The organism is Barnesiella sp. An22 (assembly GCF_002159975.1).
Classification (GTDB): Bacteria; Bacteroidota; Bacteroidia; order Bacteroidales; family Barnesiellaceae; genus Barnesiella; species Barnesiella merdigallinarum.
This window is the reverse complement of the sequence record NZ_NFJR01000005.1, coordinates 146,249-166,523: the sequence shown is the minus strand read 5'-3', so window position 1 is coordinate 166,523 and position 20,275 is coordinate 146,249. Positions and strand designations below refer to the sequence as shown.

Sequence of the window (20,275 nt, the reverse complement as noted above, 5' to 3'; positions counted from 1 at the left end):
CGCCCGACAGCCCAGGGGATAGCCCTGATACGGCTTCCCGAAGAACAATTTTTTTTGACTTTTACCGCACCCTGCTCTATGCGGGGCAAGGGTGCCATCCATACGATACACAAAACAGAGAAAGAGATGAAATCGATACCTTTGATATTACCTTTGATGGCTCTGCCGCTTCCTTTCGCGAGCCATGCCGCCGAGCGGGAGTCGCAAACGCCCAACGTCATATTCATTTATGCCGATGACATCGGCTATGGCGACTTGAGTTGCAACGGCGCCAAGACCATCAGCACGCCCCACGTCGAACAACTGGCCGCCGAGGGGGTGCGCTTTACCAATGCCCATAGTGCGGCGGCCACCAGTACGCCGGCCCGCTATGCCATGCTCACCGGCGAGTATGCCTGGCGTCGGCAGGGCACGGGCATTGCCGATGGCGATGCCGGTATGATCATACGCCCCGACCGTTACACCCTGGCCGACATGTTTCACGAGGCTGGTTACACGACCGGTGCCATAGGCAAGTGGCATCTGGGGTTGGGCGACAAGAAGGGGACGCAAGACTGGAACGGGCTCATTTCGCCCAACCTGTCGGACATCGGGTTCGACTACTCCTACATCATGGCGGCCACGGGCGACCGCGTGCCCTGCGTGTTTGTGGAGAACGGGCGGGTAGCGAATCTCGACCCCGACGACCCCATCTACGTCAGCTATCAGAAAAATTTTCCTGGCGAACCTACGGGCAAGAACAACCCCGAGTTGCTCACCATGCTCCCTTCGCACGGTCACAACCAGAGTATTGTGAACGGCATTTCGCGCATCGGGTTTATGAAGGGGGGCAAGTCGGCCCTGTGGAAAGACGACCGGATTGCCGATGAGTTGACGGCCAAGGCCATCGACTTCATCGAGCAGCACAAGAACGAGCCCTTCTTCCTCTACTTTGCCACGCAGGATGCTCATGTGCCCCGGGTGCCTGGCCCCCGTTTTGCCGGCAAGTCGGGTATGGGACCGCGAGGCGACGTGCTGCTGCAGTTCGACTGGAGCGTGGGCGAGGTGATGGCTGCGCTGAAGCGGCTGGGGCTCGACGAGAATACGATTGTGATTCTCTCGAGCGACAACGGGCCGGTGGTAGACGACGGTTATCGTGACCAGGCGGTCGAGCTGCTGGGCAACCACAAGCCGGGCGGACCCTTCCGCGGAGGCAAATACAGCCTGTACGAGGCCGGTACCCGCGTGCCGTGCATTCTTCGCTGGACCGGTCGTGTGCAACCGGCGGTCTCCGACGCGCTGGTTTGTCAGCTCGACTGGATGGCTTCGCTGGCCTCGCTGCTGGGGGTGTCGATGCCTGCCGGAGCTGCTCCCGACAGCGAGAACTGGCTCGATGCCTGGCTGGGCAAAGACCGTCAAGGGCGCAGCTCGCTGGTCGAGCAGAATGCCCAGAACAACCTCTCGATTATTACCGCCGACTGGAAATACCTCGAACCGGGCGAGGGTAGCCCCTACAACAGCAACGTGGGTATCGAGACCGGTAACAGCCCCGACCCTCAGCTTTACGACATGCGCAGCGATAAGGGCGAGACGAAAAACGTGGCTGCCCAATATCCGGCCGTTGTCGAGGAACTGGCCCGCAAGCTGGCCGAAATCAAGGACGGTCGGGTAGGGCTCCCGCTGGAGTGAGGATGTGTGAAGGTAACTTTTTTTGAAATCTATACTTTTTTGAAACGATGAAGAGAACAATATGGACGGGCCTCTGCCTCGCTTGCCTGACGGCAGCGACCATGCAGGCTCAACAGAACCAGCCCGAGTGGCAAAGCCAATATGCCACGGGACTGAACAAACTGACCCCGCATGCCTATGTGTGGCCTTATGCGGCGGGCGATGTCGAGGCTATTCGCGAGCAGGCCTGTGAGTCGTCGCCCTACTACATGAGTCTGAACGGAGCCTGGCGGTTCAACTGGGTGCGCAACCCCGACACGCGGCCGGTCGACTTCTACCGCCCCGACTACTACGTGGGCAACTGGAACGAGATAGAGGTGCCCGGCAACTGGGAGCGTCAGGGATACGGTACGGCCATCTATGTGAACGAGTCGTACGAGTTCGACGACCCCATGTTCAATTTCAAGAAAAATCCGCCCCTGGTGCCTTACGCCGAAAACGAGGTGGGCTCGTATCGCCGCACCTTCACCGTGCCCGACTCGTGGGCCGGGCGTCGCATCGTGCTCTGTTTCGAGGGGGCCGCGTCGTTCTACTACGTGTGGCTCAACGGCGAGCTGCTGGGCTACAACCAGGACTCCAAGACCCCGGCCGAGTGGGATGTGACCGACCGCGTGAAACCGGGCGAAAACGTGCTGGCCGTCGAGGTCTATCGCTGGAGTGCGGGTTCGTATCTCGAGTGTCAGGATATGTGGCGGTTGAGCGGCATCGAGCGCGATGTCTATCTGTACAGCACGCCGCAGCAGTATATTGCCGACTACAAGGTGGTGTCGCCGCTCGACCGGCAGGACTACCGGGATGGCGAGTTGTCGCTGGCCGTGCATGTGGGCGGAGTCGGCGGGATTGAAAAGCCTACCGTGGCCTACGAGTTGTACGATGCCGACAACCGGCTGGTGGTGCGCGATACCCGCGAGGTGTCGGCCGACAGTATCGTGAGCTTCGAGCAGGTGATACCCGATGCTCACCCCTGGAGCGCCGAGCAGCCCTATCTCTATACGTTGGTTGTGAATCTGAAGGACGAGGCCGGACGGGTGGTCGAGACGACCGGTTGCCCGGTGGGCTTCAAGACCTCGGAAATCAAGGAGGGCCGCTTCTGCATCAACGGGGTGCCCGTCCTGGTCAAGGGGGTGAACCGCCACGAGTTCTCCGACCGCGGCCGCACCGTGAGTAAGGAGCTGATGCTGAAAGATATACAACTGATGAAGCAGAACAACATCAATACGGTGCGTTGCGCCCACTATCCCAACAATCCCTATTGGTACTACCTGTGCGACCGCTACGGACTCTATGTCATCGACGAGGCCAACATCGAGTCGCACGGCATGGGGTACGGCCCGGCTACGCTGGCCAAGGATACCACCTGGCTCAAGGCTCACATGGACCGCACGCGGCGCATGTACGAGCGTAGCAAGAACCACCCTTCGATCTCCATCTGGTCGCTGGGCAACGAGGCCGGCAACGGGGTCAACTTCGAGCACACCTACCGCTGGCTCAAGTCGGTCGAGACCAACCGCCCCGTGCAGTACGAGCGCGCCGAGCAGAATTTCAATACCGACATCTATTGCCGCATGTACCGCAGCATCGACGAGATAAAGGCCTATCTGGCCCAGCCCGACATCTACCGCCCCTTCATCCTCTGTGAGTATGCCCACGCCATGGGCAACAGCGAGGGCGGTCTGCAGGACTACTGGAAGGTGTTCGAGTCGGAGCCGATGGCTCAGGGCGGTTGCATCTGGGACTGGGTAGACCAGTCGTTCCGCGAGGTCGATGCCAACGGCCGCTGGTACTGGAGCTACGGCGGTGACTACGGTCCCGAGGGGATACCTTCGTTCGGCAGCTTCTGCTGCAACGGTCTGGTCAATGCCGCCCGCGAGCCGCACCCCCATCTCCATGCCGTCAAGCATGTTTACCAATATATCAAGTCGACCCTCACCGATGCCGACAACCTCACCGTCACGGTGAAAAACTGGCACGACTTTACCGACCTCGACGCCTATACCCTGCACTGGAACGTGACGGCCGACAACGGTACCGTCGTGGCCCGGGGCGAGCAGGTGGTTGCCTGCGCTCCGCACCAGACGGTCGATGTCGCCTTGGGTCGTGTGGCACTGCCCCGCGACGCCCGAGAGGCCTACCTCAACCTCAGTTGGACCCCCAACCACGCTACGGCTTTTGTCCAGACGACCGACGAGGTGGCCTACGACCAGTTCGTGCTCGAGGCCAATCCGCGCTACGAGGCCAAAATCGATCTGCCTTCGGGCCGGTCGCTGAAACGCGACGGCTACACCTGGAGCAACGACCGGGTATCGGCTTCCGTATCGCCCGAGACCGGCGCCCTGACCTCCTATCGCTACAACGGCGCCGAGATGATAGCCTCGCCCCTGGTGCTCTCGCTTTACCGTCCCTTGACCGAGAACGACAAGAAGGACAAGACCAGCGGCCAGTTGTGGGCGAAGGCCGGCCTCTCGTCGGTATCGCAGCGGGTCACCTCGATCGAGCCGGGCAAGAACGGATGCGAGGTGGCCATTGCGCTCACCAATGCGCAGGGCCAATCGATAGGAGAGGGCACACTCACCTACGCCTTCGACCGTAAGGGCGTGTTGACGGTACACACCACATTCACCCCCGACACCACGGTGGTGAAGTCGTTGCCCCGCGTGGGCCTCACCTTCGGGATGCCGGCCGGGAACTGCCGTCGGGTAACCTATCTGGGCCGGGGCGATATGGAGACCTACGTCGACCGCCTCGCCGGCAAGATAGCCCTTTACGAGACCAGCCCCGACGCAATGTTCCACTGCTATGTAGTGCCCCAGGCTACCGGCAATCGCACCGATACCCGTTGGGCAACCTTCGGCAGCGAGGCCGGTAACGGCTGGAGAGTCACGGCCGATGCACCCTTCCAGTTCAGCGCCACGCCCTACACCGATGCCTGCATCGATGCCGCCACCCACGTAAACGAGTTGCATGCCGACGGTACGGTCACTGTTCACCTCGATGCTGCCCAAACCGGGGTAGGTACCGCCACCTGTGGCCCCGGCATATTGCCCGCCTACCGGTTGCCGCTCGACACCTATCGGTTCGATTTCACCTTTGTCCCGGTGACAAAATAGCATAAAAGCAAGAATAAGAGAGAAACGTAAAAGATTTCATCTCCTTGCGAGCGGGGCGGATGTTCACTACATTCGCTCCGCTTTTTTCTATGGTCTATTTTTTTTCGGGATATAACTCTTTGAAGATGAGGCGCTCGATTTTAAATGCAGAAAAAAGTTGAAAATATCTTTGCACGGTTCGAAAAAAGCGCTTATCTTTGCAGCGCAAATCAGCACGAGGGGTATTAGCTCATCTGGCTAGAGCGCGACACTGGCAGTGTCGAGGTGAGCGGTTCGAGTCCGCTATACTCCACTTCATTATCTATCTTTCAAAACATATCATTGGGTGAGTTTCTCGTATCGAGGAACTTTTTTTATTGGCATAAAAAGGTAAGATAATGAAAATCAACAGTGTAAAACATTTGAGGTTATGGGCCGTGGCCACATTGTGGCTGCTGGCCGTGTCGGCTTGGGCGCAAGAGCGGGCCGAACAGATACGGGAGCGGTTGTTGGACCGCGAACTGTCGTCGGTAATCGTGGTTGCTCATCGGGCCGACTGGCGCAACTTCCCCGAGAACTCCCTGGCGGCGATACAGAGCGCCATCGATATGGGGGTCGACATGGTCGAACTCGATTTGCAGCGCACCCGCGACGGCAAGTTGATTTTGATGCACGACGACACGCTCGACCGCACCACAACCGGCAGAGGCAAGGTAGGGGAGTGGACGCTCGACTCGATACGCACCCTGTACCTGAAAAACGGGTGCGGCATCAGGACCCGTCACCGGGTACCCACCCTCGAGGAGGCCTTGCGGCTGGCCCGGGGAAAAGTCATGATCAACCTCGACAAGGCCGACCGCTACTTCGACCAGGTGTACGAGCTGCTCGAAAAGACAGGAACCACCCGCCAGATTGTGATGAAGGGGAGCCGTCCCGCCGCCGAAGTCAGAGCCCTCTACGGCAAATACCTCGACCGGGTCATCTATATGCCGGTGGTCAACCTCGACAAACCGGGAGCCCGGGAGCAGGTAGAAGCGTTTGTCCGCGCCATGCAGCCGGCCGCATTCGAACTGCTGTATGCCCGTGACGACAATCCGCTGCCCCGTCAGCTGGCCCGTTCGCTCCGAGGCAAGTCGCTCATCTGGTACAACCTCTTGTGGGACACCCTCGCTGGCGGACACGACGATGACCGTGCGCTTTCGGCACCCGACCGGGAGTATGGCTGCCTTGTCGACTCGCTGGGCTGCCGCATCTTGCAGACCGACCGCCCCGCCTTCCTGCTCGACTACCTGCGCCGCCGGGGCCTGCACGAGTGAGGGCCGTGGCATCGCATTTTGCCCGCGGCATATGCCGCGGGGGAGCAAAGCCGTTTCATCTGGGACGAGGCGTCTAATTTCTCCCGTAAATGGTATTTTTTTTGTAAAAGTTGTTACCTTTACTCCAAATATCCCATTTGTGAGTATCTATGGCAGCAATGAATACAGCCGATATAGGCTTTGAGAAGGAGATTTGGAAGGCAGCCGACAAGATGCGCGGCAATATCGACGCGTCGGAGTACAATTAGAAGGTGCACTAAAAAGGGGGGATTCATAAAATCAGATATACATTGAGGTTAATCGGAGCAAATCTTCTCAATTCTTCCTTTTCGTCTCTATACTTGTTCTGTCAAAAGGACCAAAAAGGGCTATTGGTGGAGCCAAGCCGTTCATTATATTTGCTAACAAAAATTAAAAAAACAGTTACTATGAAAACAAAAAATTGGATAGCAATCGGTGTAATGGCCTTGTTGGCAGTCTCATGCAAACCTCTTGATCCTGCCGAAGAGGCTGCACGTGTCAATCGTGAAACCGATAGTTTACTCTCGGTTTATGATTCGATAGCCACGCCGTTCGTAAGGTATCAGGCTCTTATGGACATCAAGAACAAGGCTGACTCCATAATCGCGACAGCCGGGAAAAATTTCAAAAAAGAGAAATACGAAATCTTCAGCAACGCGGTTGTCTATATTGAAGATAATCCTCGTTACGAGTCAGCCTGGACATCGATGATCAACGATAATGGTGCAGAACTCGATAAGATTCCATCCAATACCTGGCTTATCAATGCCGATTCGTCTACGGTCAATACCATATTCAAGTTCAACCGGAATAGAGAACAGATTATCCCATACAATATTAAAGGTTCGAACTTTATAGAATCGAGTCAAAAGGATGGACTGATTTATGGAGAAGGTCTTATTGACAATCCTCTGTTTTTTCACTGTGACGATTCGACGAAAGTCTACGAAATATCCATAGCACCCAATCGTACTGCCCGATTCAGAAAGGCCGGGATGAAAGACCTTGCGCAAGGATATTACACTGCCGTATATGACTATAGAATTAGTTATGAGGAATATAACTATCTGGAAATAGAAAATGGAACAATAAAATATGGAGGTGGGGAATATCCACTTGTGATGGGCACAGAGAACTTTCTGGGAATGAACGTGAAAAAAATGAAGGTTGGAGATCTTATAATCATGTTCCTTCTTGAAAGATATTGCCGGGATGGATGTTACGACTGTTGGGGACCAGTTGACGATTTCAAATTCCGTTACAAGTACTCTCGCAGAATTCTCGACAAGGCAGAAAACATATCATATATCTTTGGAGAACCAGAAGAGGTATGGCGGCCCAAAAAGACCGAATCGGCTTCTTTGGATATTCCGGCAGATGGTGATTGGGATGCCGTACTCGATCTCTACGAAGAGTGTGTCGACGAATATGTGGCTGCGGTCAAAAAGGCGGCCTCGGGAGATTTGTCAGCAGCTGTGTCGTATGCAAAGATAGCCCAAAAGGCGACTGAACTCTCTGAGAAACTGTCTGGGGTAAATGACGAACTGACTCCGAAACAACAGAAAAGATATGTTAGCATACTCAACAAGATGACCGAGATGGCTAATAGGGAATAGCTTTAATTCCATAAATTTCAGAAGAGGGTCTTGCCCTCAATTCCTTGGGGCTGTGTCGTAATGTACGATACAGCCCTTTTTCGCAGGGTCTCCATCTGGATTTTCGATTGGCAGACAGTATGGAGGGACTCTTGTATGTTTTTTTTGAAGTATGTCGGGCATCATGTTTCTCGTTTTACATGAGGTGCAACCGAAAAAAAGTGATAACTTTACGGCTGAATTTTTGAGGGAAACGTAAAAAGCGTTCGGAAATTATCTCGTTTTCAGAATCTGGTAAATTCTTAACACACAGAGATAATGACAACTGGACGCTCACGCTTGTTATACAACGGGCGTGAGCTTGTCGTTTGTCTTGTGTGTGGGTTTACCAGAGCCTTGAAAACGGATGGACGATGCAGCTTACGCCCTTTTTGTATAACCGCTGCCGGAGCGTCGGCGGCATAACGATAGGGATGAGGTATGACGAGTATCGTAGCGTGTAAATTGTTTTCGGCTTTGGGGTGCTGGTTGTGGAGTGTGGTGCTGCCTTGGTCTGCCGGATGGGAGGCAAGCCGTAGTCTCGAGATTACATCGTGGCAGATTACCGTCGAAGGTCGGTGCTGGAGTTTTCGGCTTGCCGACGACGGAGACCGGTCGTGCACCTTTTGTCTGGAGGTCGAGGGGGCGGGTTGGACCGTAACGGTTCAGCATTGAATCTGGCGGAGTGTATTTGTAGCTGGTTAAAAATAGCTGAAACAGGGGGAGGAGGTTTTTATTCTTCTCTCACTTTTTGCTATCTTTAAATAAGATAGGAGTCGGTTCGGGATAATTAACCTTGAAAACTGTGTTTTCGGTTTGCCTCTCCGCTCACCTTTTACTATCTTTACGCCTCGAAAATTAAAAAAAGAACGAGATATGAAGAAAATCAGAGCTGCCATAGTAGGTTATGGCAATATAGGCCACTTTGTATTGGAGGCCTTGCAGGTGGCACCCGACTTTGAGATTGCGGGTGTGGTACGTCGTAGGGTAACCGATATTCCCCGGGAGTTGGCGGACTATCGGGTGGTGACGTCGCTCGACGAACTGGAGGGGGTGGATGTGGCTATCCTCTGCACGCCTACCCGCGAGGTGGAGCATTATGCCCTGAAGGCTCTCGAGAAGGGTATCCGCACGGTCGACAGTTTCGATATTCACACCCAGATAGGCGACTTGCGCAAGACGCTCGACGCCCAGGCCAAGGCTCACGACTCGGTGGCCATCATTTCGGCCGGCTGGGACCCGGGTACCGACTCGGTGGTGCGTGCCCTCATGGAGGCTTGTGCGCCCAAGGGGGTTACCTATACCAACTTCGGCCCCGGCATGAGCATGGGTCACACGGTGGCCGTGAAGGCGATTGCCGGCGTGAAGGCTGCCCTGTCGATGACTATCCCCCTGGGTACGGGCATCCATCGCCGCATGGTCTACATCGAACTCGAGGAGGGTTACCAGTTTGACGAGGTGGCCCGTGCCATCAAGAGCGACGACTACTTTGCTCACGACGAGACGCACGTGATGCAGGTCGAGAGTGTCGATGCCCTCAAGGATATGGGCCACGGTGTGAACATGGTGCGCAAGGGTGTTTCGGGCAAGACGCAGAACCAGCGTTTCGAGTTCGACATGAGCATCAACAACCCGGCCCTGACGGCGCAGATTCTGGTGGGTACGGCCCGTGCCGCCATGTTGCAGCGCCCTGGTTGCTACACGCTTATCGAGATACCGATGATCGATTTGCTCTATGGCGACCGCGACGAGCTGGTGCGCCGGTTGGTATGATGTGACGAAAGAATCGGGGCGGAAGATTCCCGTTTTCGCCGACAAATATGTATCTTTGTCCCTGTCTGTGTGTTTGCACGGGCAGGGCATTGTTTTTTACGAAGGTTATGATTACTGATTTTATCACTTGGACTGCCAACCCGGCACTGTTCGACGGGGTTATTCAGCTTCGTTGGTACGGGCTCTTTTTCGCGATTGGTTTCATCGTAGGGTATAGCCTGATGGACCGCATGTATCGCCACGAGCAGTTGAATGTGAAGTGGCTCGATTCGCTCTTTATCTATGTGGTGGTGGCTATGGTCATCGGGGCGCGGTTGGGGCATTGCCTGTTTTATGAATGGGACCTCTATTCGCAGCACCCTATCGAGATTCTGAAAATCTGGAAAGGCGGCTTGGCCAGTCATGGCGGTGCAATCGGTATTCTCATAGCCATCTGGATTTACTCGCGCCGGGTGACGCATCGCAGCATGCTCTTTACGCTCGACCGTCTGGTGGTGCCGGTGGCTCTGGTGGCGGCCTTTATCCGCACGGGCAACCTGATGAATCACGAGATTTACGGGCACGAGACTTCGCTGCCGTGGGGCTTCCGCTTTATCGAGAATCTGCCGGAGTGGATGGCCGGTGCGCCTCCCGTATTTTCGGCTCCGTCGCATCCGACACAGATTTACGAGGCCCTGTGCTATCTGCTGCTCTTCGGGCTGTTGCTCTACATGTATTGGCGTCGCAATGCCGAGGAGCGCGAGGGGCTCATCTTCGGTACCTTCCTCATCGGTACCTTCCTGTCGCGATTCCTGATCGAGTTTATCAAGAACGACCAGGTGGCCTTCGAGGCTTCGATGTCGTTGAACATGGGGCAGTGGCTCAGCATCCCGTTTGTCATTGGCGGGGTGTGGCTGGTGGTGCGGGCCATGCAGCGTCCGCGACTCCCTATCAAGTATGCACCGGCCAAGGCCAAAGGCAAGGGCAAGCGATAGAGGCGGCGGTATGCCGGGTGAGTGTATGGCCCGGTTCAGAACCGACGTTGAATGAATTTTTTTTGAAGAGAGAGGCGTCATTTATATGATCGACGAAGAGTTGTTCCCGGTAATCGGGGGCAGCTCTTTGTCTGTTTTTTTGGGGGGGAAAGTCTGTTTTTAGAGGAAAAGGTTTGGAGGTTGTCGTGCGGGCGGTTTATGACCCGAGGTTCATGCGGAGGATATGGAGACGAAACACCGAGGCCCTGCCTCCTGCTCGTAGCAGAGTGGGGCAGGGCCTCGGTGTATGGTGTGGGCCCGATGGCCGGGCGAGGTGTCAATAGTCGTATTCGAGCGAGAAGTCGTCGATGAAGAGCACGCTGCCGTCGCCACCCGTGAAGTAGTCGCCGTATTTGCTGGCCGAAGCTACCACAATGATGTAGGAGGGGATGCGTGAGGTATCGCGGTACTCGAGTTCGAGGGTGAAGGGGGTATATTCCGGAACCGACTCTCCCGATGAAATCTCGGCATAGGCAATCACGTGCGGGTCGTTCTTGTCGAACACCTTGCGGTCGCTGGGTTTGGTGCGAATCTCTACCGGGTCGCTCCAGTCGCCCAGGGCGATGTATATCTGGCAGGTGTCGGGTTGTCCCATGAGGGCGGTCAGGTCGCTGTTGGTCTTGTTGATGGGCACCGTGGTGTACTTGAAGTATCCCTTCAGACGAGTGGGCCGCTGGGTGAAGGGTTTGCCGAAGTTGAGCACACCGTTGGAGCCGTCGGTACGCAGGTAGTTGCCCACGTACATGTTGCCGGCTGCCAGTTTGCCCAGCGAGCCGATACCCACGAATTTGGTGGCCAGTTTGGCCGCTTGCCCGGTACCCGACCAGGTGTCGTCGGTGGGCTGGGTGTTGCTGTCGCCGAGTGTTGTTGCCCCCTTGTTGCCGGTATCCCAGAAGTTCTCGCTACCCTCGGGCCAGGGGTTCCATACCTTGCCGTCCAGGTTCCAGTAGTCGAAACTGCCGTTGGGCAGTTCGGCTGCCGAGCCGGTGGTGAAGGTCACCTCGTTGCCCGTGAGGTCGCCCGATACGGCGCGGCACACATAGGTGGTGTTGGCCTTGAGGTGAATCATGCGGGCCGTGAACGAGCCTTTGTCGTGGGTGATATAGGAGTCGGGTACCTGTTCCCAGGTTTCGGCGGTAGCCTCTTTGATTTCGAATCCGTTCTGAGCCCCCTCCTTGCCGCTGCCATGCAGCCAGGCCACATTGGTCCAGGCATCGACCCCGTCGGTCGACACTTCGCTCTCGGTGGGTACGACGTAGAGAGTCCACTCTTCCATGATGTCGTGGTAGGTGATGATTACCTTTTGGTATCCCAGCGAGAAGTCGGAGATATTCTCGATTTGGGGCGAGTAGGTGGTAATCCCCTCGGGACCCAGCACCAGTTCGGTGATGTGGATTTTCGAGAGGTCGGCATCCTTGTTTACATAGGCGACAGCCCGGTGATTGTAGGCGTCGAATACCGGGGCACCGATTTGCCCCTCGACGCTGAAGGCGCGCGCGATGTTTTGGGCCGCCTGTATGGTCCAGGTGTAGTCCTGGTAAATGGAGAGGGTAATCGAATAGTCGTGAGTGAGGTCGATGGTCGAGTCGGCCGGTAGAGTAGAGGTGGCTCCTTCGGTTACGGAGAGCGACTCGATGCGTACCCGCCGCATGTCTACGGTGTCGGCCAGTTCTATTCGCACGGTCTGGGTGGCGTTGTCGATGGTAGCCGCACCCACCTGACCTTGGGCGGAAATGGCAAGAATCTGAGCCTTGATGCGGGGGTAGGGGATGTCGTTCTGGATGCACGATGTCAATAGCAACGCGCAGAACAACGGGATTATGTAGCTTATCTTTTTTCGCATGACTTTCATTCTATATGTGCAGGCACATGCCTATGTTGATGTTGAAGAGGTTGAGCTTGAAGTCGGCCCCGCTCGAGCGTCGGCTACCCGTCTCTACGTTGTTGGTGGTCTGTTTGATGGTGCCGTAGCGCAGACCGGCTACCCCGAAGGAGACGCTGGTGCTGATGTTGTTCATGATGAACACGCAGAAGCCCGGGTTCAACCCCAGTTTGATTTCCGAAGTGGTCGTTTTGGTGTTGCGCAGGTTTTCGTCGGTACCTCGCACGAAACGGTTGGAGCCGCTCGAGAAGGCCAGCTCGGTTTCGTTGAAGAAGCCGAACCGCTTGTTGCGGTCGATACCGATGTAGGCCCGGTGGAATATCGAGGCCGAGAAGGTCTCGCCCAGATAGCGCATGTCGCTCAGGTTGAACTGCATATCCTCGTCGATGTCGATGCTGAGGTTGTCGAGGTTGGCGCTCAGGTGACTGTATCCCAGTTTGATACCGATACACTCGTTGTCTTTGATGAAGTATCCGATAAAGGGGTTGAGCGTGGTGATGTTGCCCTTGAAGTTGAAATCCTTGACAAAAATCAGCAGGTTGTTGTCTTTGCTGTCAAACTCGCCGTGCGAGAGGGTGAGACCCATAATCCACTGCTTCTTGGGTATGAAGAGGTAGTTTTTCAGTCCGCGTTTGTACTTTTTGCGATTGAACCCGCGTTTTTCCACGATGGTATCGGGTTCGGTCGGCGTCGTTGCGGCGACAAGCGAGGCGGCGGGTACCTCTTGTTGCACGGGGTAGGCTACGGCCGTCGAGTCGAGCTCTTGAGCGTGGAGCAGCGATTGACCGGGGAGCATGAAGCCTATGGCGATGAGTATGTATTTCCAGTTTTTCATAAATAAAAAGCGATACCTAATCCCAGAGAGAAGATGTTTACTTTGAAGTTGGCCAGGTTTTGCGACCGTTTACCGGTGTAGACCTGGTCGGTCGTTTGGGTCACGTGGCTGTAATTGAAACCCAGCACACCCACATTCACCTCGATGGCGGTGTAGTCGTTGATAAAGGCCATGAGCCCCGGTGCGATGCCAATCTTGAAGTTGAACGACCGCTCGTAGGTGCCGGTGAGCGCGTCGCCCGAGCCGTTTACCATCTTCGACTCGCCACCGCCCAGGTTGAGCTGCAGTTCGTTGAAGAGGCCGAACCGGTTGCTGTTGCCTATGCTGATGTAGTTGCGCATGATGGCCATGCCCGAGTAGGTGTGGCTGAGGCTGTAGACGTTGTTGACATCGAAGTTGAGGTCGTCGCCCAGTTGTATCGAGGCGCTGTTGAGCTTGGTGAGGCTGCGCTCGTAGGCAAAGCGGCCGCCCAGGCCCAGGTTGTCCTTGACAATGTAGCAGAGCATGGGGCTTATCTTGAAGTTGTAGCCTATGCCGTCGATGTTCTCAATGACGAGGAACTGGTAGTTGTTGTTGCTGTACTCCGAGTAGGAGATCGAGTTGCCCACAACCCATTGTCCCTTGGGTATGAAGGTGTTCAGCACGATGCCCCGGTCGAATTCCTCGGCCCGCGAGAGGCCGGGAATCAACAGGAACAGCGCGAGTATGGGATAGATAAGTTTATTCATAAATCAATTCTAAGTCGTCGATCCACATGGTGCTGCCGGTACTTCCGGTGAAGTAGTCGCCATATTTGCTGGCCGAGGCCACGAGCACGATATAGCTGGGTATACGGTTGAGCGAACGGTAGTCGAGCGGTATTTCAAATTCGAGCAGGCCGCCGTCGGCACCCTGGGTTTCGCTGGTGATTTCCCATTCGCCGTAGGCGATAATCTTCTCGTCGTTCTTGTCGAAGAGTTTCTTGTCTTTGGTGGTGATGCGCACCGGGGCATCCCAGTCGCCGACTGCGATATAGATGTTGCCGATGTCGGTCGAGCCTTTGGGCAAATCGTTGGTCTCGGAGTAGTCGACGCTTCCCGGGGTGTACTTGATATGGCCTTTCAGCTTGGCCGGACGTGAGGTAAAGGGGCGCCCGAAATCGAGGATGCCGTTGGTTCCGTCGGTTCCCACATATTGCCCGGCAAAGAGATTGCCGGCTGCAAATTTGCCTATGCCCAGGAAACTTACAAATTGCGATTTCAGTTTCACCGAATATTTACCGCTGTTTTTGTAGGTCTCGTCGGGAGTGGTTACATTTACATTCAGGGTAGCCGACCCGTGGTTTCCGCTGTCCCAGAACATTTCTTCATTGGGCCCGTATAATACCATGACCTTCGAGAGGGTTTGCCAGTTCTCGAAACTGCTGTTGGGCAGGGGGGTAGCCGCTTCGGTGGTAAAGGTGGCAGTCTTGACCGATGCTTGTGCCCCGGCGACAGCCTGGTATTCATAGGTCGTACCCGGTGTAAGGCCGGTTACCTCGGCCGACAGGGCCGAGCCCGAACGGTTGGCGGCCACCGATGTCCAGTCTTTGGTCCCTGTCCGGCGGTACTGGAAGGTGAGCGGCTCGGCAGTCTCTTTCACCACGTTGCCTCGCAGGGTAGCCCGGCATGCCCAGATGTCGGCCCGTTCGGGGTCGACGGTCACGACGATGGCATCCGACACGATAATCGACAGAGTGGCGGTATTGTCCTTGCCGGCAGCATCGAGGGCCTTGATGGTGAAGGTATATTCGTCGCTCGGGAGTGACTTGACGAAACTCTCCGAGAGGGTAATCTTGGCGTTGGAGAGGTCCTTCTCCTCCTGATAGGTGTGCTTGCACGAGATGCCCCGCGATTCGAATTCGGTAGCCGGCGAGCCGTCGGCTGCCAGGAAATCGACCGAGTCGGTGGGGAATCCCAAAGCGGTGAGTTTGTCGCACGAAAACCATACCCGTTGCAGCCGGGTAGCGGCATTGACCCATACGGCTGTTTGGCTGCCGCCGTTGGTCTCGTAGTAGAGCGTCTCGGTCAGGTCGAACTTGTCGCCGACAATTTGCGGCCGCTGTGTGATGACCACGTTGTGGGTCGAGTCGACCGTCGACTCGTTTACCTTCACGTCGAGGAAAGTACCGCCCGTAGCTGCACTCTCGGCGTTGTAGCTGAAGGAGAAGGCATATTTGGTGGCCGGCAGCACATCTTCGACCACACCCGACAGGGTGTAGCTGCTGCCGTCGGTCTTCTTGCCTTCGAAGCTCCAGGCCAGGTCACGCTCCTTGCCGTTGAAGAGGTAGTAGCCTACCGAGTCGGCGGTAGCTTCGGTAAAGTAGAGTTCGCCGTTGGTGGTAAATATCTTGACCTTGCAGTCGGTCACCACCTCGTTCAGGCCCGGGTCGAAAGCTACGGTAGCCAAGGTGTTGGCCACGGTGCAGGTGACGCTGGCCGTGGTGATTTCGCCGCTTCGCACGTCGAAGTCGGTCGAGCCCGTGTAGTAGGGGGTGTTGAATGCCGCAGGCACCGAGTCGCCGGCCAGTACGAACACATGGTATTGACCGCTGGCGAGGTTGAGGGTTTCGGGGATAGGTGTCGTGGCATCGTAGTAGCGGACGAGTCCTTTGCTGCTGTAAATGCGCGTTTGCATGGAGTTGTAGATGCCTGCGTCGACCGACCGCGTGACAACGGCCACGTCGTCCGAGACACGCACGCTCAGTCGCACCGAGCCTTCGCCCAGTGCCATATCCTCCTCTTTACAGGCGGTAAAGAGGAGCAGGAAGAGGAGCGTACCAGCCAAATATCTCTTTATATTGTATCTCATATCATTCGGTTACAAGGATTAACGATTCGGTTGTGGTGCCTTGTGCATCGGTCGCCTTGATGATGAAGTTGTGTGTACCGGCACCCAGCAGACCGAGCAGCGGCATGAAGTCGCTGATGTCGAAGGTTACTTTCGCTTGGTTCAGCACATTGCCTTCGGTGGGGAATCCCAGTCCTTCGATGGGCTCTTTCAGGTTGCCCGGGTTCACGAGGTCGAGGTGGTCTGAAAGTCCCATGCCGGTAAGTTCCTCGGGGGTAAGGGTAGGCGACTCGATGTCGACCGTGAGTCCCGTGAGACCGGCCGGGTCGCTGCTGGTGATGTCGACCACCACTTTCAACCCTTCGGTGATAGTGACAGGGGTACCCAGTTGTATGGTTTCACTCGTAATTTGGGGAGCCTCGCCCGGTGTGGGTTCGGGGTCAGGATCGGGGTCGGTGCCCGGGTCTACGGGATTGGGGTCGGGGATAATCTCCTCTTCGATGGTCACGTTGCCCTCGTGGTCAATGGTCTCGCACGAGGCGTCGAGGGTCACCGAGGGAGTTACGCCGCCCGTCTCGCTGCCCGGTTCGGGTCGCTTGATGTCGTAGTGAATCTTGCGCCAGTCGCCGGCCTTGACGTTGTCGACCTGGATGCGGTTCACCTCTTCATACCCGTCGATAGTGCCGGTGAAGGTGGCGATGAGCAGGTTGCTCTCACCGTCGGAGCGGAAGTATCCGGCGCGGGTTTCGGTCTGTGAGAAGTCGAGCGAGCCGGAGCCGATGTCGACCGTCACCTTGCAGTCGTCGCCCATGAACGATTTCAGGTCTTCGGAGTAGGTCACCGTCACCTTGATGTTTTGCAGCGTGCACACTACCGTGTCGAGTTGGGTCACCCGGTTCTCTTCGATGGTGAAGGCCTTGTCGGCATAGTAGTAGGGGTGTTCCCATTCGGCCGGCTGCACGCGGTGCGAGAATACGGCCACGTTGTAGTCGCCCACGTTGAGGGTGACAATCTCGGGCATCTCGTTATATTTCCATTCGAGGGTGTCGGTTCCCTGCGAGGGGTATATTTGCACGGTGAAGTCGCCCGTATCGACGGCCCGGCTCACCGGTGCTTTTTCTATCACTTGTGTGTCGTTGTTGGGTATGGCTCCGAAGGTCGAGAGGTCGAGTGTCCCGGTTTTTCCCGACGGGGTTTCTATACCCAGGTCGTAGGTGAATTTCTCCCGGTCGCACGAGGAGGCGGCCACGGCCAGAACTACGGCCAGAGAGATGCCTAATATATTTCTCATAGGGTTATGCTTTATCTTATTCATAGGTGAAAGTTAAGTTGTCGATGGTAAGGGTTGCACCTCGCGAGGCCGATTCGTATTGGCCGTTCGAGACGGAGGTCTTTATGGCCGAGGTCTCTTCGCTCTGGTTGTAAGAGGCGTGGTTCGACGAGGTAATCATAATGCGCAGCGTGGTAGCCTTCTGGTCGGTTACCGAGTAGGTGACGGGCACAGAGAACTCGGTGTAGTCGGTTGCGGCCGAGAGACGGGCCGTGCCGGTGGCAATCACCTTCTGCCCGTTGAGCAGGGTCACGGTCACTACGCCCGTTTCGGTGGGGTCGTTGCTGTCGTTGGCATATTTGTACCATCCCTTCAGGGTCGAGGGGCGTGAGGTGAAGCTCACCCCTTCGGTGTAGATTTCGCTGCCACCCGAGTAGGAGTAGCTGCCCAGGAACAGCTTGCCGGCCGAGCGGTTGGCTATGCCGGGCACGTTGGTGTTGTAGTAGGTGGTATTGAAGGCACCGCCCGATGTGGCGGGGGTGGTACCGTTGGCATCCCAGGCTACGTTGCGTACCACCATGGCGTTGCTCCCGCTTTGGGCCGTGAGATCGCGATAGAGGTCGGGCGTTACGGTGCTCGGAGCAAAGCTGCGGTAGGCGTCCCACGTGAGGGTGGTGTTGTAGGTCGAGGGGATGACAAACCACGAGTTCTGGTTGGCGGCCGAGAGGTTGCAGGTCTTGGCGTTGACGCTGGCCCAGCCCGTAGGCTCCTGTATGGTGAAGCTGCAGGTATTCTGATAGTTGACCGGCCATACCGAGTATTTGCCGCCCTGGTTCATATCGGTTACCGAGATGGTTTGGGCTATCTCTTCGAAGTCGCCGTTGGGCACGGCGGCTGCCGACTCGGTGCGCAGGGTGAGGTCGCCGCTGTAATTGACGTTGTCCTGGCCGCTGTTGCACGAACCTCGCAACTGGTAGCGGGTGTCGGGGTTGAGGCCGGTGATGACGCGGCGGCCCTGGCTCAAGGTCGAGGCGACGGTTTCCCACTGGCCGGTACTGTTGGCAAAGAGCACGGCATAGCGGTCTACGGCCTCTTGATACTGCGAATCTTCGGCAGTGAGTTTGACGGTGGCGCGGCGGGCCCAGATGTCATACTCCTCGGCGGTGATGGTGAAGGCCGGGGTCTTGACCGGTATCGAGATGGTCGAGGTCTTGGCTCCGTTGGCATACGAGCCCTCGACTACGACGGGCTTGTCGGTAGCTTCGATCGAAATCTTTATCTGGTAGAGGTTGCCTTCGCTCGAGACCACGGTCGAGTTGCTGTTTACCTTCGCACCTTCGGCGTTGAGGTAGCTGAATTTCACCTGGTCGATGTAGGCTCCATCGAACTCGACGGGAATCGTAACCGATTTGCTGCCCACGAATACCGGTTCGGGGGTCTGCAAGGCAAAGGTGATGGGTATGCTCTTGACCGACAAGGTGATGGGCGATTCGCTCACCTTGCCATACATGTCTTTGGCCGAGAGGGTGAAGGTGTGCTGGTCGCTCCCGTCGAGGGTGTGCAGGTGGGCAAAAAGTTCGGCAAAGTCGATGAATCCCATCTTGCTGCCCATCTCGGTAAAGCCTTTCAACTTCAGTCCCAGACGGGAGAGCAGGGCGCGGTTTTCGCTGCTCAGGTTCACCAGGTCTATTTCGCGGGGCCACCCTTCGCTTTCGAGGCAGGCCGACGAGGTGGTGAGTGTGCAGGCGGCGAGGCCGGCCTTGGCTGTGAGCGAGATATTTGCCTGCCGGTTGTCGGGGTAGCTGTTCTCTTTCACTTCGAGGGGCGTGCCCGGCTCGAATCCGGCCGGGAGGAACGAGGGGGCCGGGGCTACCATCACCTCGTCGGAGATGTCGATGGCGATAGGCTGTGTCTCGGTTGTTTCGTCAAAGCTGATGCTGAGTTGAGCTTCGCCCGCGGCATTGTCGGCAATATCGAGTTTGATGCGGTAGTGCTGACGCGGTTGCGCATTCTCGATGGCGGCCGGTTCGAAGGTCGACTCGATGCCGTTTTGTTTCTTCAGATAGGTCTGTATGGTTATCTTGCCGGGTTTCACATAGGCGGCACGGGTCTCCTCTTTCTCAAATTTTATATAGTCACCCTCGGCCGCATGTATGGTGGTGGCATAGTCGGCAAAGTATTTCTTGAAGGCATCGGAGTATTCGACCGTCACCTTCACGTTGGCCAGGGTGCAGAGTATCTCGACCGGCGTATTCTCGCGATAGCGTACGGCTACGTCGGACTGCCCCAGGTAGTAGGGCTTGTCGAACCCCTCCTCCTCGAGGTTGCCGTAGTAGGCGCTCATGGTGTAGGTGCCTACGGGAATTTTTTCGGCCGGGTCGAAGTCGGCCAGACTGTCCCAGGCGCGGGAAAAACTGCCGTCGGCAGATACCAACTTTAAGGCAAATTCACTGACATCGGGATTGGTGGTTTCGGTAATTTCGGTGGTCGAGCGAGTGACAGGTACTACTTGGTAATCGGCTGAAACTTTTACGTTTATGGAACCGTATCCCGAATCGACCTGATTCTCCTCGTTTGCGCAAGATACTAACAATAGCACGGTTGCGCCACATAAGAAAAGATTCTTTACATTCATGTTTCTCTTTTTTAATTTCCGTCTATTCGCAGATGGATTAAGTGCGTGGGGAATCCCCAGGAATCGCCCTCATACACTTTGAGTATAAGTCGAAAATCGGCTCAAAGATAGTAAAAATTTTGTAGATAGAACAGCCGAACCGAGGTTTTTGTTAGCTTTCGTGGTGTAAATAGGAGAAGTAATGACCTTGAAATGAATGCTTTTTGTGTGTCTCTTGGCTCGAGTGGAGTGCGTTTTGGAGCTCTTTTCTCGACGAAATCGACAGAAAAGAGCGCATAGCTCGAAAAATGTCACT

The 20,275-nt window shown here is 56.1% G+C and carries 12 protein-coding genes, 1 tRNA gene and 1 pseudogene; 8 read left to right on the top strand and 6 right to left on the bottom strand.

Features of this window, described 5'->3' with window-relative positions; genetic code table 11:
- The first annotated feature begins 126 nt into the window (after positions 1-126).
- The 8 genes and pseudogenes from B5F38_RS07200 to lgt all read left to right on the top strand — a co-directional run bounded on the left by B5F38_RS07200 (position 127) and on the right by lgt (position 10,511).
- Positions 127-1,668, top strand: a complete 1,542-nt coding sequence (locus B5F38_RS07200; RefSeq protein ID WP_087408665.1) for an arylsulfatase — start codon at positions 127-129, stop codon at positions 1,666-1,668.
- 47 nt (positions 1,669-1,715) lie between these two features.
- Positions 1,716-4,814 (top strand): glycoside hydrolase family 2 TIM barrel-domain containing protein, encoded by a 3,099-nt coding sequence (locus B5F38_RS07195; RefSeq protein ID WP_087408607.1) that lies wholly within the window; start codon positions 1,716-1,718, stop codon positions 4,812-4,814.
- Positions 4,815-5,032: 218 nt separating this feature from the next.
- A tRNA-Ala gene (locus B5F38_RS07190) sits at positions 5,033-5,106 on the top strand.
- A gap of 85 nt (positions 5,107-5,191) precedes the next feature.
- Positions 5,192-6,109 carry a glycerophosphodiester phosphodiesterase family protein gene (locus B5F38_RS07185; RefSeq protein WP_087408606.1) on the top strand — a complete coding sequence of 306 codons (918 nt, stop codon included), beginning with the start codon at positions 5,192-5,194 and terminating at the stop codon, positions 6,107-6,109.
- Positions 6,110-6,258: 149 nt separating this feature from the next.
- A pseudogene (locus B5F38_RS14590) lies at positions 6,259-6,351 on the top strand (type I restriction endonuclease subunit M); the annotation flags it as partial.
- 186 nt (positions 6,352-6,537) lie between these two features.
- Entirely contained in the window at positions 6,538-7,746 is a 1,209-nt protein-coding gene (locus B5F38_RS07180) for a hypothetical protein (RefSeq protein ID WP_087408605.1), read from the top strand.
- Positions 7,747-8,640: 894 nt separating this feature from the next.
- Positions 8,641-9,537 carry a diaminopimelate dehydrogenase gene (locus tag B5F38_RS07175; RefSeq protein WP_087408604.1) on the top strand — a complete coding sequence of 299 codons (897 nt, stop codon included), beginning with the start codon at positions 8,641-8,643 and terminating at the stop codon, positions 9,535-9,537.
- Positions 9,538-9,647: 110 nt separating this feature from the next.
- Positions 9,648-10,511 carry a prolipoprotein diacylglyceryl transferase gene (lgt, locus tag B5F38_RS07170; protein ID WP_087408664.1) on the top strand — a complete coding sequence of 288 codons (864 nt, stop codon included), beginning with the start codon at positions 9,648-9,650 and terminating at the stop codon, positions 10,509-10,511.
- Positions 10,512-10,827: 316 nt separating this feature from the next.
- Here lgt and B5F38_RS07165 read toward each other — a convergent pair whose 3' ends face one another.
- The 6 genes from B5F38_RS07165 to B5F38_RS07140 are packed head-to-tail and all read right to left on the bottom strand — an operon-like array spanning position 10,828 to position 19,980.
- Complete coding sequence (locus B5F38_RS07165; protein WP_087408603.1) at positions 10,828-12,393, bottom strand: PCMD domain-containing protein; 1,566 nt, start codon at positions 12,391-12,393, stop codon at positions 10,828-10,830.
- Positions 12,394-12,403: 10 nt separating this feature from the next.
- Positions 12,404-13,267 (bottom strand): hypothetical protein, encoded by an 864-nt coding sequence (locus B5F38_RS07160; RefSeq protein ID WP_087408602.1) that lies wholly within the window; start codon positions 13,265-13,267, stop codon positions 12,404-12,406.
- Positions 13,264-13,995: a hypothetical protein gene (locus B5F38_RS07155; RefSeq protein WP_087408601.1), complete on the bottom strand. Its 732-nt coding sequence runs from the start codon at positions 13,993-13,995 to the stop codon at positions 13,264-13,266. Before B5F38_RS07155 ends, B5F38_RS07160 begins: the two co-directional genes overlap by 4 nt.
- Positions 13,988-16,096, bottom strand: coding sequence for a PCMD domain-containing protein (locus tag B5F38_RS07150; protein WP_087408600.1), 2,109 nt, complete (start codon positions 16,094-16,096; stop codon positions 13,988-13,990). The genes B5F38_RS07155 and B5F38_RS07150 overlap by 8 nt, the downstream gene beginning before the upstream one ends.
- Position 16,097: 1 nt before the next feature.
- Positions 16,098-17,366, bottom strand: a complete 1,269-nt coding sequence (locus B5F38_RS07145; protein WP_158096855.1) for a DUF4493 domain-containing protein — start codon at positions 17,364-17,366, stop codon at positions 16,098-16,100.
- Between the two features lie 16 nt (positions 17,367-17,382).
- A complete protein-coding gene (locus B5F38_RS07140) occupies positions 17,383-19,980 on the bottom strand; it encodes a DUF4493 domain-containing protein (RefSeq protein ID WP_087408598.1) in 2,598 nt (865 codons plus the stop codon).
- Positions 19,981-20,275 lie beyond the last annotated feature (295 nt).

Bases quoted from the DNA above. Each gene is read 5' to 3' on its own strand.
- B5F38_RS07200 (WP_087408665.1), top strand. From the start codon at position 127: ATGAAATCGATACCTTTGATATTACCTTTGATGGCTCTGCCGCTTCCT.
- B5F38_RS07195 (WP_087408607.1), top strand. From the start codon at position 1,716: ATGAAGAGAACAATATGGACGGGCCTCTGCCTCGCTTGCCTGACGGCA.
- B5F38_RS07185 (WP_087408606.1), top strand. From the start codon at position 5,192: ATGAAAATCAACAGTGTAAAACATTTGAGGTTATGGGCCGTGGCCACA.
- B5F38_RS07180 (WP_087408605.1), top strand. From the start codon at position 6,538: ATGAAAACAAAAAATTGGATAGCAATCGGTGTAATGGCCTTGTTGGCA.
- B5F38_RS07175 (WP_087408604.1), top strand. From the start codon at position 8,641: ATGAAGAAAATCAGAGCTGCCATAGTAGGTTATGGCAATATAGGCCAC.
- B5F38_RS07165 (WP_087408603.1), bottom strand. From the start codon at position 12,393: ATGCGAAAAAAGATAAGCTACATAATCCCGTTGTTCTGCGCGTTGCTA.
- B5F38_RS07160 (WP_087408602.1), bottom strand. From the start codon at position 13,267: ATGAAAAACTGGAAATACATACTCATCGCCATAGGCTTCATGCTCCCC.
- B5F38_RS07155 (WP_087408601.1), bottom strand. From the start codon at position 13,995: ATGAATAAACTTATCTATCCCATACTCGCGCTGTTCCTGTTGATTCCC.
- B5F38_RS07150 (WP_087408600.1), bottom strand. From the start codon at position 16,096: ATGAGATACAATATAAAGAGATATTTGGCTGGTACGCTCCTCTTCCTG.
- B5F38_RS07145 (WP_158096855.1), bottom strand. From the start codon at position 17,366: ATGAGAAATATATTAGGCATCTCTCTGGCCGTAGTTCTGGCCGTGGCC.
- B5F38_RS07140 (WP_087408598.1), bottom strand. From the start codon at position 19,980: ATGAATGTAAAGAATCTTTTCTTATGTGGCGCAACCGTGCTATTGTTA.